This window comes from Patulibacter ginsengiterrae (assembly GCF_056269115.1).
This window is the reverse complement of sequence record NZ_JBWDOG010000001.1, coordinates 61,832-73,575: the sequence shown is the minus strand read 5'-3', so window position 1 is coordinate 73,575 and position 11,744 is coordinate 61,832. Positions and strand designations below refer to the sequence as shown.

The following is an 11,744-nucleotide window of genomic DNA, read 5'->3' as shown; positions in this document are numbered from 1 at the left end:
GATGATCTTCGTCCATTCCCACGGGCCGACCTGCGGAGCCCGGTAGCCTTGCTGACGATGTTGGGACTTCGAGCCCTATCGCGCGTGGCCGCCGAGCTTCGCCGCGACGTGCAAGCGGCCCACGAGCGCGATCCCGCTGCCCGTGGCGTCGGTGCGCTCGAGATCATGACGACCTGGCCGGGCGTCCAGGCGCTGGCCGCCCATCGCATCAGCCATGGGCTCCAGCAGCGCGGGGTTCCGATCCTGCCCCGGGCCGTCGCTCATCTCTCGCGGATGCTGACGGGGATCGAGATCCATCCCGCCGCGGTGATCGGGACGGGGTTCTTCATCGACCACGGCTCGGGCGTCGTGATCGGCGAGACGGCCAGGATCGGCAACGACGTCACGATCTACCAGGGCGTCACGCTCGGCGGCACCGGCTTCCAGGTCGGCAAGCGGCATCCGACCGTGGGAGACAGCGTCACGATCGGCTCCGGCGCGAAGCTGCTCGGTCCGATCACCGTCGGTGACGGCGCGAAGATCGGCGCCAACAGCGTCGTCATCACCGACGTGCCGTCCAACAGCACCGTCGTCGGCAACCCGGGCCATCCCGTCAGGATCGACGGCCGCAAGGTCGAGGGACCGGACGCGGATTGGATCCACCTGCCCGATCCGATCGCCGACGCGATGGGAGCCCTCGGGCGCCGCGTCGTCGAGCTCGAGGAGCAGGTCCGTGCCCTGGGCGGCGCCCCGTCGTCGAGCCGCGCCACCGGGGACGCGGACGACCCGGACGGCACCGGCGGCGGCAAGGTCCACGAGCTGCGCCCCAAGCACGGACGCAGCCCCGCCGGCGGCTGACCCGGACGCCAGCACCCGGCTCAGCGTCGCCGCGGCGGGGGGCTTGGCGACAGCAGCAGGCGGAGCGACAGCGACGAGCCTTGAGCGCAGCGAGCCTCACCGCGGCCGCCGCCGGGTCGGGGGAGACCGGCCGCCAGCACCACACCGGCGACCGGCCGCCCGCGCGTCCTGACATCTCCGGACGGTCTGCTCGCGCTGAGCTCCGTTGACGATCGTTCAGCTTCTTCGAAGGATCGCTGACGAGACCTGGCGGGGCCCGCAATCGGGGCATCTCGCCGTTGCGCCGAGCCGCCGTGCCGGGACAGGCACGGCGCGCGGTGGGCGCGGGCCAGGACGCGTGCGTGACGGTGTCGGTTTGGTGACGAACGTGGCGGAAAGGTGCCGTTGGCGTGCCGATTCGGTGACGATCGTTGGCGGTGCGATCTGGCGTCGTAGGCTCGCTCGATGGAGCTTCGGCAGCTGGAGACGTTCGTGGTGGTTGCCGAGGAGGGACGGTGCATCGCGGCCGCCCGTCGGCTCTCGGTGTCGCCGGCGACCGTCACGGCTCGTCTGGACCGGCTCGAGCAGTCGGTCGGCGTGCGGTTGCTGCGACGGACGACGCGGCACGTCGGGCTCACGCCGGCGGGCGCGCGGCTGCTGCCGGAGATTCGGGGCCTGGTCGATGCCGCCGCGACCGTACGGGAGCGCGTCGCGCGGGTGCGCGAGGGCCGCGAGGGGGTGATTCGGATCGCGACGCTGGGGCACCGACGGGGGATGGCGGTTCGTGTCGCCGGCCTCCTGCGTCGGGCCGTTCCCGGCTGGGACGTCCAGATCGCGGTGGTCGGACGACGGGCGATGCTCGACGTGTTCCGGGACGAGCTGGCTGAGGTGGCGCTGGGGAAGGTGCGAGCGCCGCGGAGCCAGGTTGGGATGAGGGGGATCGGTGGACGGCCGGGAAGTGGGGAGACGATCGCTTGGCGGCGGGCGCTCCACGAGCTTCCGGTCGCAGCGATCGCGCGGATCGCGGAGCGCCTGGGGGCGGTCGTGCGACGACGCAGCTCCCCGGGGCCGACGCCGGAGATGCGGTGGCTCTCGAGGGTCTTCGCGGCCGTGGACCGGATGCTCCTCGTCTCCGGTGGTCCCGGCGTCTCTGATGGTCCGGGCGTCTCCGGCCGCCCCGGCGTCTCCGGCCGCCCCGGTACCTCTGCTCAACACGGCATCGTTGGCGGCCTCGGTATCTCTGCTCAACCCGGCATCGTTGGCGGACCCGGGGAGCGTGCGGGTGAGGGCGTCGGTCGGCTCGCGGTCAGTAGAAGACGGTCCGGCAGCGGTGACGGGGGTGCGCCTTGACCTCGGGCCGCTGGCCGGCGTGCCAGAGCCAGGCGTCGAGGTGGCGCGGCGGGACGCCGGTCCGCTGGCTGAGCAACTCGACCGCGTGCAGGGCACAGCAGCGGATCTCGTGCTCCGCACGGCTGAGCGGCAACAGCTGGCCTTCGTCGATCGTGTGGGCCAACTGCTCGTCGTACTGCAGGACCCCCGCCCAGCGGAGGACATGCGGGACGAGATTGTCGGCGAACATGGTCAGGTCGTCGAGGTCGCGGAACTCGCCGACGCCGAAGGTCTCCACGTCCGCGCCGAGGATCTGCGCCCGCTTGTAGAGGCCATGGTCGCGGTAGAACGGCATCCCGTCGACGACCGCGGCGGCGAGCCGGGCCGCTGATCCGCGGGCTCCGGCGAAGACGTCGAGTGCGCGACGGGGTCCGAGCCAGCCTCCGAGATCTCGCAGCGCTTCGGCGTAGAGCGCCATCAGGTGGTGGCCTGGTGACTGGCCGAGCACGTCGGCGATCTCTTCTGCCGTCATCGTGCGCAGCTCGGCGGAGGTCCACGGCCCGATGTGGCGGAACCGGTCGGCGAGCCCCCAGGCAACGGTCCAGTAGCCGCTCGAATCAGGGCGCTTGGTCAGGGTCGGGAACCAGCCGGAGCCGAAGTTGATCGCGTTGAGCGCGAGCACGTAGTCGGCAACGTCCTCTGGGCTTCCGTCGTGGAAGTGCCGGATCGGATCGGGTGGTGTCGGTTCCTGCGCGGCCGCTGCATCGAGCGCGTCCAGCGCATCACGGTCGATGGTGACGAAGAGGGCGTGACCCGCCACGTCGGCCGCGTGACGCCGGACATCCGCGGGGATCGGCATGGCGCCCACCGTACATGCGGGTTGGGACGGGGCCGGGTGACGAGCGGTGGACGGGCGACGGGCGAGGGTCGTCCGGTCGGCCGCTGCGCGCGCCGGCCGATCGTCGTCCTATTCTCGAAGGGTGCCCCCTGTCGACGCCTACGCCGCCGAGCTTCTCGAGGGCTTGAACGAGCCTCAACGCGAGGCGGTCACGCATCCCGGTGGCCCGCTGCTGGTGATCGCCGGCGCCGGCTCGGGGAAGACGCGGGTGCTGACGCACCGCGTCGCCTATCTGGTGCGGACCGGCCAGGCCGGCCTCGGCGAGATCTTCGCGGTGACGTTCACCAACAAGGCCGCCGCCGAGCTCCGCGAGCGGGTCGGGGAGCTGCTCGGACGCTCCACCCGGGGCCTGTGGGTCTCGACCTTCCACAGCGCCTGCGCCCGGATCCTGCGGGTCGAGGCCGAGAAGCTCGGCTACACCCGCCAGTTCACGATCTACGACTCCGACGACTCCAAGCGGCTCGTCAAGCGCTGCCTCGAGGCCGACGGTGCCGACCTCAAGCGGTTCACGCCCAACGGCGTCCGCAACCAGATCTCCGATCACAAGAGCCGGCTGCGGAGCCCGCAACGAGCCCAGGACCTCGCCGCCGGCCTCTACGACCGGACGGTCGCCGACGCCTACGCTCGCTACCAGGAGCAGCTCGCCCGCAACAACGCGATGGACTTCGACGACCTGCTGATGCGGACCGTCGACCTGTTCGAGCGCTATGACGAGGTCCGCGAGCGCTATCGCAACGCCTTCAAGCACGTACTGGTCGACGAGTACCAGGACACCAACCCGGCCCAGTACCGGCTCCTCCAGCTGCTCTGCATGGATGACCCCATGGGCCAGACGGCCGCTGCGCGAGACGATGCGGCGATGGGGCTGTTCCCCACGGACGGCGACGACCGTGACGCTTCGATCGACGGTGACGGCGTCTCGGCCAACGGTGACGCCGCCTCGGCCAACGGTGACGCCGCCTCGGCTAACGGTGACGGCGTTGCGGTCATCGGCGACGGGGTCTCGACCGCGGGCCAAGGGGGCGACGGCGGACGACGAGGCTCCGGCCGGGAGCCGGGGCACCGCAATCTGGTCGTCGTCGGCGACGACGCCCAGTCGATCTACGGCTTCCGGTCGGCCGACATCCGCAACATCCTCGACTTCGAGGACGACTTCCCCGACGCCCGGGTGATCCGGCTCGAGCAGAACTACCGCTCGACCCAGAACATCCTCGACGTCGCCAACGCGGTCATCGCCAACAACACCAACCAGCGCCCCAAGCACCTCTGGACCGACCTCGGGCAGGGCGACACGGTCCGCGTCCGCGCCCTGCCCGACGACTTCGCCGAGGCCCGCTGGGTCGTCGCGGAGATCGAGCGGTTGGCCGGCGAAGGGGTCTCGCTCGGCGACATGGCCGTGCTCTACCGGACCAACGCGCTCTCGCGCGCGGTCGAGACCGCCCTGGTCAACGCGGAGCTCGGCTACCAGGTGATCGGCGGGCAGCGGTTCTTCGACCGCGCCGAGGTCAAGGACGTGATGGCGTACCTGACCTGGCTTCAGAATCCCTCCGACTCGGTCGCCTTCGCCCGGATCGTCAACCGGCCCCGGCGGGGGATCGGCGACACCACCGTCGGGCGGTTGCTCGCGCACGCGGCGGCCACCGGCACCACCCCGCTGGAGGCGATCAACGATCCGGTCGGCGCCGGCCTCAAGACCGCCGCCGTCCGCGCCGTCAGCAGCTTCGCCGAGCAGATCGCCGAGCTGCGCGAGATGCTCCACGGGGCCAGCCACGAGGCGGCGACCGGGACGGCGGTGGCGGAAGCGGCCCCGCCGAACGGCACCGCGAGCGAGCCGATCGGCCTCGACTTCGACGCGGTCACGCCCGATCCGGCCGAGGACGACGAGGCGCCGCTGGTGCCCGACGACGTCCCGATCGCCGACGTCGTCGAGGACATCCTGCGGGTGACCGGCTACCGCGCCGACCTCGAGGCCTCCAGCGATCCGCAGGACGAGGGGCGTCTGGAGAACCTCGACCAGCTCCACGCCTACGCCGACGAGTTCGACCACGACGACGTCGCGACCGACGACGGCCTCCGGCCGCTCGACCGCTTCCTCCAGCAGACGGCGCTGCTCTCCGACGCCGACAAGCGCGCGGACGAGCCCGACGGGATGGTCACGCTGATGACCCTCCACAACGCCAAGGGCCTCGAGTACGACGCCGTCTTCCTGATCGGCTGCGAGGACGGGATCTTCCCCCACTCACGGGCGATCGACGGCGGCGAGCTGGAGGAGGAACGGCGCCTCTGCTACGTCGGCCTGACCCGCGCGCGACGGCACCTGGCGCTGACCTGGGCCCGCCGCCGGGCGCTCTACGGTCCGCCGCAGTCCCAGGTCCCCAGTCGCTTCCTGCGCGAGCTGCCGACCGAGTCGCTGGACGACCTCTCGCCCGAGAACCTGAGCGGGACCGCCCCGCTGGCCCCGCGTCCGCGCGGCGACTTCAGCGGCGTCGGTCGGCTCGGTGGCGCCAAGGGCGGAAGCGCGAGCGGGGCAGCCCGAACCCTCGCCGACCTCGGCCTCCGGCGCGGCAGCGACCTCACCGGCAAGCCGGGGAAGGGACCGAAGCTCGACGCGGACGCGCCCGGCTGGACGCCCGGCGAGCGCGTCCGTCACGTCAAGTTCGGCGACGGCGAGGTGCGGCGGATGGACGGCGACGTGGTCGTCGTCCAGTTCGACGAGAAGGGCGAGAAGCGGCTCATCGCCGGCTTCGCCCGGCTCGAGCCGATCGGCTGAACCGGACGCCGTCGGGGCCGGTCCACCGGCTAGCCTCCGCTCTGATGCCCGCCACGATCATCGACGGAAAGCACGTAGCGAGCGAGGTCCGCGGCGAGGTCGCCCGCGACGTCGCCGCCTTCGTCGAACGGCACGGGCGGCCCCCGGGCCTGGCCACGATCCTGGTCGGCGAGGACGCCGCCAGCGCCGTCTACGTCGGCGGCAAGCAGCGCTCCTGCGCCGAGGTCGGGATCCAGGGCTTCGACCACCGGCTGGCCGCCGATGCCCCGCGCGACGACGTGATCGCCCTGATCGAGCGGCTCAACGCCGACGAGCAGGTCAACGGGATCCTCTGCCAGCTGCCGGTCCCCGGCCACCTCGACGGCGTCGAGCTGACCAACCTGATCGCGCCCGAGAAGGACGTCGACGGCCTCACGGTCGCCTCCGCCGGCCGCCTCGCGCTCGGGCTCCCGGCCCTGCGCCCGTGCACCCCGGCCGGGGTCATCCGCCTGCTCGAGCACGCCGGCACCGAGCTGAGCGGCGCCGAAGCGGTCGTGATCGGCCGCTCGAACCTGTTCGGCAAGCCGATGGCGCAGCTGCTGCTCCAGCGCAACGCGACGGTCACGATCGCTCACTCGCGGACGGCCGACCTGGCCGCCGTGGCGGCCCGCGCCGACATCCTCGTCGCGGCCGTCGGCCGCCCCGAGATGGTCCGCGGCAGCTGGGTCAAGCCGGGCGCGACCGTGATCGACGTCGGCATCAACCGTCGTGATCCCGCGCCGACCGACGGTTCGTCGGCGCTGGTCGGCGACGTCCACTTCGCCGAGGCGGTCGAGGTCGCGGGGGCGATCACCCCGGTCCCCGGCGGCGTCGGGCCGATGACGATCGCCCAGCTGCTGGCCAACACCGTCCAGGCGGCGCGGATCCAGGCTGGCGAGCCGGCATGAGCATCGGCCGGCTCCGTACCGGCGAGCTGCTCGCCCTCGGCGGCCTGGCCGCGCTCGTCGTCTCGCTCTTCCTCGACTGGTTCTCGCCGGACGCGGACGCCCGCTGCCAGGTCGGCCAGTCCGCCCTCAGCGCCGAGGCCTGCGCGACGCTCCGGCGATTCGCGCCCGCTCCCGAGATCTCCAGCGGGTGGGGTGCGCTCGGTCACCCGTGGCTCGAGTTCCTCGGCCTGTTCGCACTCGGGCTCGTCGTCGTCTTGGTGCTGGCCCAGCGGGCGGGCCCCGGTCGCCCGACCTACGGAGCGGTCGTCAGCGTCGTCATCGTCGGGACCTACGGCGCGCTGGTGCTGCTGCTGACCCTGATCCGCGTGTTCCTGGCCCGCCCGGACGCGCTGCTGCCCGGGTTCGCCGACTCCCCGCCGTTGCAGGTCGCGACGAGCATCGCCGCCGGCGGCTGGATCGGGCTCGCGGGGCTCGTCGTCGCCGTGGTCGGGCTCTGGATCGCGCTCGCCGACGACCGACCCGCCGCGCCCGAGAGCCGCTTCGATCCGCCGACGCCGCGCCCGGTCCCCACCCGGCCGGACACCGCGCCGCCGGTCGCCTGAAGGCGACCTCGGGCCGCCACGGTCGATCCGCCGCCCGCGCCCGCCTGGCTCTCCAGCCCCCGGAACGACCTCCTCGATCCCACCACCACGACTCCACTCCCCACCGGGATAGGCCCTAAGATCCCGGGCGAATGATCGACCGCGACACCGTTCTCCACGTCGCCACGCTCTCCCGGCTGGCGCTGCACGACGACGAGATCGAGCCGATGGCGCGCGAGCTCTCGGCCGTGCTCGGCCACCTCGAGACCATCGCCGAGCTGGACCTGGAGGAGGTGCCGCCGACCGCGCACGTGCTGACCGCGGCCAGCCACCTCCGGTCCGACGAGCCCCACCGCTCGCTCCCGCGCGAGGTCGCGCTCGACCAAGCCCCCGACGCCTCCGACGACGGCTTCCGCGTCCCGAGCCCCCAGGCCTGACATGACCGATCCGATCAGCCTGACCGTCGTCGAGGCGGCCTCGGCCCTGCGCCGAGGCGACCTCTCCCAGCAGGAGCTCTTCGCGGCCTACCGCGAGCGCGCCGCCGCCGACGACACCAACAGCTTCACCTGGCTCGCCGATGACCTCGAGGCCGGCCAGGGCAGCACCGCCAACGACCCGCGCCCGCTGCCCGGGACCGACACCGTCCTCGCCGGCGTGCCGCTGGCGATCAAGGACCTCTTCTGCATCGCCGGGGTGCCGACCGCCTCGGCGTCGAACCTGCTGCGCGGCTACCGCCCGCCCTACACGGCGACCGCGGTCCGGCTGCTGCAGGACGCGGGGGCGACCGTCCTCGGCAAGACCAACCAGGACGAGTTCGCGATGGGCTCGTCGAACGAGAACTCCGCGTTCGGCCCCGTCCGCAACCCGTGGGACCGGACCCGCGTTCCCGGCGGCTCGTCGGGCGGCTCGGCCGCGGCGGTCGCCGCCGGCCTCGCCCCGGCCTCGATCGGGACGGACACGGGCGGCTCGGTCCGCCAGCCGGCCGCGCTCTGCGGCGTCGTCGGCCTCAAGCCGACCTACGGCAGCATCTCGCGCTTCGGGATGATCGCCTTCGCCTCGTCGTTCGACCAGGCCGGGCCGATCGCCCGCAACGTCGCCGACGTCGCGCTGCTGTTCCGCCGGATGACCGGTCCCGCCGACCGCAACGACGCGACCTCGATCGGCTGGCAGGGCGACAGCTCCGAGATCGACCTGCCGACCGCCGAACGGCTCGACGGGCTCAAGATCGGCGTCCCGACCGACCTGCTCGGCGAGGGCATCGAGCCCGGCGTGCGCGCCTCGTTCGACGCGGCGCTGCGGCACGCCGAGGCGCTGGGGGCGGAGATCGTCGAGGTCCAGCTGCCGCACGCGCGCCACGCGCTGTCGGCCTACTACCTGCTCGCCCCGGCGGAGGCGTCCTCGAACCTCGCGCGGTTCGACGGGGTCCGGTACGGCAACCGCGCCGACATCGGTGCCGACGGCGGTCTCGTCGACCTCTACACCAAGACCCGTCACGACGGCTTCGGGCCGGAGGTCAAGCGCCGGATCATGCTCGGCACCTACGCGCTCTCGAGCGGCTTCTACGACGCCTACTACCGGCGCGCGCAGCAGGTCCGGACCAAGATCGTGGAGGACTTCCGGGCCGCCCACGAGCAGGTCGACCTGATCGCCACGCCGACCAGCCCGACCGTCGCCTGGGGCCTCGGCGAGCGCACCGATGATCCGCTCGCGATGTACCAGGCCGATGTCACGACGTTGCCGTTCTCGCTCGCGGGCGTGCCGGCGATCTCGATCCCGAGCGGCCTCTCCGAGGGTCTGCCGGTCGGCCTCCAGCTGTCCGGGCCCGCCTTCAGCGAGCAGCGGATCCTCGAAGCGGCCCACGCGCTCGAGCAGGTGATCGGCTTCGACGGCAGCCCGGCACGCAACCGCGGGGGTGCCGCCGGCGACGGCGCAGCCTCGAGCGCGGGGGGTGTCGCGTGACCGCCTACGAGCCCGTGATCGGGCTGGAGATCCACGTCCAGCTCGCGACCAAGACGAAGATGTTCTGCGGCTGTGAGCTGTCGTTCGGCGACCCGCCCAACACCCACACCTGCCCGGTCTGCCTGGGCATGCCCGGGACCCTGCCCGTCACCAACGCCGAGGCGATCCGCCTGGGCCTGATGATCGGCCTCGCCTTCGACGGCGAGCTGGCCGAGCGGCTGGTCTTCCACCGCAAGAGCTACTTCTACCCCGACCTGCCGAAGGGGTACCAGATCAGCCAGTTCGACGAACCGCTGGTCGCCGGTGGGCGACTCGGTTCGGTCGGGCTCGAGCGGGTCCACGTCGAGGAGGACGCGGCCAAGCTGACGCACCTCGGTGCGAGCGGCCGGATCGGCGGCTCGACGGCCTCGGTCGTCGACTACAACCGTGGCGGCACCCCGCTGGCGGAGATCGTCACCCTGCCGGAGATCCACTCCGCGGAGGAGGCCTCGACCTGGCTGCGGCTGCTGCGCGAGACGCTCCGCCAGCTCGGCGTCTCGGACGTGAACATGGAGGAGGGGTCGCTCCGCTGCGACGCGAACATCTCGATCCGTCCCGTCGGCGACACGAAGCTCGGGACCAAGACCGAGCTGAAGAACATGAACTCGTTCCGGTTCATCGAGCAGGGCATCAACGCCGAGATCGCCCGCCAGACCCGGATCGTCGAGTCCGGCGAGCGGGTCCAGCAGGAGACCCTCCACTTCGATCCGCGGACCGGCTCGATCACGTCGCTGCGCTCGAAGGAGGGGTCGCACGACTACCGCTACTTCCCCGAGCCCGACCTGCCGCCGCTGCCGGTTCCCTCCGAGCTGCTGGAGTCGGCGAAGGCCGAGCGCGCCGGGGTCGAGCTGCCGCTCGAGCGTGAGGCGCGCTACCGCGAGGTCGGCCTGCACGCCGAGTCGGCGCGGCTGTTCGCCTTCCGCCGGCCGCTGGCCGACCTCTTCGACCAGGCCGTCGGGGCGTCCGGGGGCACGGGCGACGAACAGGCGCTCCGCGCGCAGCAGATCGCCAACTGGATCGGCAACGACCTCGTCCGTCGGCTCGACGCCGAGGGCGAGGAAGCCGATCCGTCGAAGTCGAAGGTGACCCCGGCCGCGCTCGGCGCGCTGGTCGACCTGGTGCTGGCCAAGACGATCAACCGCAAGGCGGGCGAGCGGGTCCTCGACGTGCTCGTCGCCGAGGGCGGCGACCCGCAGGCGATCGTCGAGCGCGAGGGGCTGGCGGCGGTCGGCGGCGGCGACGAGCTGCGCCCGATCGTGCAGGCCGCGCTCGACGCCAACCCCGACGCCGTCGAGAAGATGAAGACCGGCAACATGAAGCCGGTCGGCGTGATCGTCGGGCACGTGATGCGCGAGACGAAGGGCCGCGCCGACGGCGGCGAGGTCACGCGGGTCGCGCGGGAGATCCTCGGGCTCTAGCGGGACGGCCTCGGCGTCCGGGCGGGCCGTCGGTCCGCCCGTTCCGTCGGGTGGATGTGGCCGCGCGTCGCGCGGCGGCTAGGCCGCGGGCGCGTCGGGCCTCGAGGCGAGGACCGATTCGTCCGCTACCGCCTGCTCCGTCGGCAGCAGCCCCAGGGCCTCCACCACCGGCGCCCACGAGGCCTGGCGGCCGGGGGAGACCTCGAGGTCCCAGCACGAGCCGTCGGCGAGCACGACGACGAGTGAGCAGACGAACAGGCGGCGGCGGAGCAGGACCCCGCGGATCGCCGCCCGCGGCCGCTCGATCTCGGCCCGCAGCAGCCGGTAGAGGTACGGACCGCGGACGTCGCGGTCGAGCGCGAAGACGACCACGCGCTCGGCGGTCACCACCAGGTAGCGGACCTGGGCCCCGGCCAGGGGTGGATGACCCCAGGCGCCGCGCCCGGGCGCGCGCAGGGGCACCGGCGAGACCGGCGTACCGGCCAGCACCGGCTCGTCGAGTTGCGTGGCGGCGGCCTCGCTCAGGCTGTCCCAGCGGAAGAACGTAGTCGTGTCTCTCTGATGCTCGGCTGTGGTTCCCGCCGACCGGTCGGTCACCGGTCGTTCCCCGCTAGGCTAAACCGGTGGGCGCCTCGTTCGCATTCTTCCTCCTGATCTGCGTCCTGTTCGGCGTGGCCGGAGGACTCCAAGGCCGCTCGAAGGGCAGCTCCTTCCTGCTCTGGTTCGCGATCTCGGCGGGCGTCCCGCTGTTCGGGTTCGTCGCGTCGATCGTCTATCCCGGTCAGGGTCACGAGCTCCGTCGCCGGTGCGACACCTGCGGCAACGTGCTCCCGATCACGGACACGATGTGCATGCGCTGCGGCACCGACCTCCCGTTCCCGGAGGTCGCCTACCTGCCGCCGGCCCCGCCCGGCTCGGGTTCCGGCCGCTAGCGGTCGACCGGGTCGTCAGCGGGCGGCTCGGGGCCGACGGGCGGCCGGGCATCGGCAAAACCCACTGCTATCCTCG

At 72.6% G+C, this 11,744-nt stretch carries 11 protein-coding genes; 9 read left to right on the top strand and 2 right to left on the bottom strand.

Annotated features, from left to right (window positions below):
• Window positions 1-84 precede the first annotated feature (84 nt).
• Together cysE and ACVUH9_RS00305 are read left to right on the top strand one after the other, a co-directional pair.
• Window positions 85-837, top strand: a complete 753-nt coding sequence (cysE, locus tag ACVUH9_RS00310; RefSeq protein WP_475752806.1) for a serine O-acetyltransferase — start codon at window positions 85-87, stop codon at window positions 835-837.
• Window positions 838-1,281: 444 nt separating this feature from the next.
• Complete coding sequence (locus ACVUH9_RS00305) at window positions 1,282-2,166, top strand: LysR family transcriptional regulator (protein ID WP_475752804.1); 885 nt, start codon at window positions 1,282-1,284, stop codon at window positions 2,164-2,166.
• Here ACVUH9_RS00305 and ACVUH9_RS00300 read toward each other — a convergent pair.
• A complete protein-coding gene (locus tag ACVUH9_RS00300) occupies window positions 2,123-3,004 on the bottom strand; it encodes a queuosine salvage family protein (RefSeq protein WP_475752802.1) in 882 nt (293 codons plus the stop codon). The genes ACVUH9_RS00305 and ACVUH9_RS00300 overlap by 44 nt on opposite strands.
• 121 nt (window positions 3,005-3,125) lie before the next feature.
• Between ACVUH9_RS00300 and ACVUH9_RS00295 the strand changes: the two genes are divergently transcribed.
• The 6 genes from ACVUH9_RS00295 (at window position 3,126) to gatB (ending at window position 10,736) form a co-directional block, all read left to right on the top strand.
• Window positions 3,126-5,813, top strand: a complete 2,688-nt coding sequence (locus ACVUH9_RS00295; RefSeq protein WP_475752801.1) for an ATP-dependent helicase — start codon at window positions 3,126-3,128, stop codon at window positions 5,811-5,813.
• Window positions 5,814-5,857: 44 nt separating this feature from the next.
• Entirely contained in the window at window positions 5,858-6,739 is an 882-nt protein-coding gene (folD, locus tag ACVUH9_RS00290) for a bifunctional methylenetetrahydrofolate dehydrogenase/methenyltetrahydrofolate cyclohydrolase FolD (RefSeq protein ID WP_475752799.1), read from the top strand.
• Window positions 6,736-7,341, top strand: coding sequence for a hypothetical protein (locus ACVUH9_RS00285; RefSeq protein ID WP_475752797.1), 606 nt, complete (start codon window positions 6,736-6,738; stop codon window positions 7,339-7,341). Before folD ends, ACVUH9_RS00285 begins: the two co-directional genes overlap by 4 nt.
• Before the next feature lie 131 nt (window positions 7,342-7,472).
• A complete protein-coding gene (gene gatC / locus ACVUH9_RS00280) occupies window positions 7,473-7,757 on the top strand; it encodes an Asp-tRNA(Asn)/Glu-tRNA(Gln) amidotransferase subunit GatC (protein ID WP_475752795.1) in 285 nt (94 codons plus the stop codon).
• 1 nt (window position 7,758) lies between these two features.
• Complete coding sequence (gene gatA, locus ACVUH9_RS00275) at window positions 7,759-9,279, top strand: Asp-tRNA(Asn)/Glu-tRNA(Gln) amidotransferase subunit GatA (protein ID WP_475752793.1); 1,521 nt, start codon at window positions 7,759-7,761, stop codon at window positions 9,277-9,279.
• Complete coding sequence (gene gatB, locus ACVUH9_RS00270; RefSeq protein WP_475752791.1) at window positions 9,276-10,736, top strand: Asp-tRNA(Asn)/Glu-tRNA(Gln) amidotransferase subunit GatB; 1,461 nt, start codon at window positions 9,276-9,278, stop codon at window positions 10,734-10,736. The genes gatA and gatB overlap by 4 nt, the downstream gene beginning before the upstream one ends.
• A 78-nt stretch (window positions 10,737-10,814) precedes the next feature.
• On the opposite strand, the gene ACVUH9_RS00265 is transcribed toward gatB, so the two are convergent.
• Window positions 10,815-11,333: a hypothetical protein gene (locus ACVUH9_RS00265; protein ID WP_475752790.1), complete on the bottom strand. Its 519-nt coding sequence runs from the start codon at window positions 11,331-11,333 to the stop codon at window positions 10,815-10,817.
• A gap of 26 nt (window positions 11,334-11,359) precedes the next feature.
• On the opposite strand from ACVUH9_RS00265, the gene ACVUH9_RS00260 reads away from it, so the two are divergent.
• Window positions 11,360-11,668: a hypothetical protein gene (locus tag ACVUH9_RS00260; protein ID WP_475752788.1), complete on the top strand. Its 309-nt coding sequence runs from the start codon at window positions 11,360-11,362 to the stop codon at window positions 11,666-11,668.
• Window positions 11,669-11,744 lie beyond the last annotated feature (76 nt).

Excerpts from the sequence above, each read along its gene's own strand:
- folD (WP_475752799.1), top strand. The coding sequence starts at position 5,858 with ATGCCCGCCACGATCATCGACGGAAAGCACGTAGCGAGCGAGGTCCGC.
- ACVUH9_RS00300 (WP_475752802.1), bottom strand. The coding sequence starts at position 3,004 with ATGCCGATCCCCGCGGATGTCCGGCGTCACGCGGCCGACGTGGCGGGT.
- ACVUH9_RS00305 (WP_475752804.1), top strand. The coding sequence starts at position 1,282 with ATGGAGCTTCGGCAGCTGGAGACGTTCGTGGTGGTTGCCGAGGAGGGA.
- ACVUH9_RS00285 (WP_475752797.1), top strand. The coding sequence starts at position 6,736 with ATGAGCATCGGCCGGCTCCGTACCGGCGAGCTGCTCGCCCTCGGCGGC.
- gatC (WP_475752795.1), top strand. The coding sequence starts at position 7,473 with ATGATCGACCGCGACACCGTTCTCCACGTCGCCACGCTCTCCCGGCTG.
- gatA (WP_475752793.1), top strand. The coding sequence starts at position 7,759 with ATGACCGATCCGATCAGCCTGACCGTCGTCGAGGCGGCCTCGGCCCTG.